This window comes from Streptomyces niveus, assembly GCF_001723055.1.
Classification (GTDB): domain Bacteria; phylum Actinomycetota; class Actinomycetes; order Streptomycetales; family Streptomycetaceae; genus Streptomyces; species Streptomyces niveus.
In genome coordinates, this window is the sequence record NZ_MDCR01000550.1 from 1 (window position 1) to 1358 (window position 1358).

At 73.7% G+C, this 1358-nt stretch carries 1 protein-coding gene; it reads right to left on the reverse strand.

Features of this window, described 5'->3' with window-relative positions; translation table 11 throughout:
- Positions 1–361: 361 nt before the first annotated feature.
- The coding region (locus tag BHU15_RS37490) for a hotdog family protein (protein ID WP_171908538.1) at positions 362–1358 on the reverse strand (997 nt) is incomplete at its 5' end.

Here is a 1358-nt window from a genome sequence, read left to right on the forward strand (position 1 = left end):
CGGCGACGTAGCCCAACTCCCGGGCGTAGCCCCACCGTTCGTCCGGGAACCGGACACCGGTCGTCACGAGGGTGGCTTTGGCGGCGGGCCGGGCGGTGAGGTGTTCGGCCGCGGTGACGAGCGCGGCGGCGCCGCCGTCGCTGGCGGCTCCGATCTCGATGCCGGTGGTGTCCTTCCCGCCGNNGGGCCGCCATCTGGGTCGCCGTGTCGTCGGTCGAGACGGCGGCGGAGGTGAATCCGTTGAGCGCCAGGGCGGACTGCTGCCCGCCGCGCCGCGCGTGTTCGGGTCTGATGGGGGGTACCCACGCGCCGGTCCCGGCGATCGTGATGTCCTGCCACAACACTGCTGTCTCCTTGGCTGTCACGAACGGGACGACTGGGGAACGCGGGCGCGCGGCCTGATCAACTCCCCGCTGTGGTCCAGGGGATGAGCGGCGACCCCGGCGATCCGCGCCAGCACCCGGCCGTCGCCGGCCGTGGCCGTCAGGTCGCCGGTGGCGTAGTCGCGGTGCAGCCGGATGACGGGGTTCTCGGCGCTGAGCCGGCAGTCGTTGCCCGGTCCGCCGAGGTCGACCTCGTCGAGGCCTGCCATCGGGCCGACCAGGGGCGGGCTGTCGCCGCGCGGTGGCATGAGCAGCAGGTGCACCATCGCGTCGAGCAGGATCGTGGGCACGGTCGTCCCGGCGAGGGCGGGGGCCCAGGTCTCGTGGTCCAGGCGGAAGCGGGCGCTGTTTCCGTCGGGCCCGCGCGCGTGGTCGCCGGTGCCGGCGAACGGGCCGGTGAGCGAGATCGGCGGGTCGGGCGAGTAGACCGGCATCGCGAAGTCGGGTTCGGGCGTGTGGGACGAGCTGTCGGGGGGTGCGGGGAGTACGGGGTAGCGGTCCGCGAGCACGACCGTGGTCTCGCACAGCAGGTCGTTGAAGCGCAGCACCTTGTCGTTCTTGCCGATCCGGTGGGCCGTCATCCTGACGGCCACCTCGGTCCGGCCGCCCGCCCGGCTGGTGACGCGGGCCTCCACGGCGACGGTGCGCGGTGGCCCCACGAGTCTGACCGTGATCGACGTGCGGCAGGCGAGCCCCCGGAAGCCGGTGACCACGAGGCCGGGGCAGAGGGTCGCGGCGGCGCCGGCCGCCGCCTCCAGGGTGAATGTGCCGGGCAGGGTGTACTCGCCGTTGACCCGGTGGTGGCGCATCCACCGCCCGTCCCGCTCGGCCAGGGTGGCGGGGTCCCAGGTCTTGGTGAAGATCGCCCAGTTCCTGCCTCGGTACTGGACGCCGTCGAGCAGCGGGCTGGTGAGCGACGGATCCGGCGGAGCGGGCGGTGGATGCGCCACCACCGGGTCAACGGCGAGTACACCC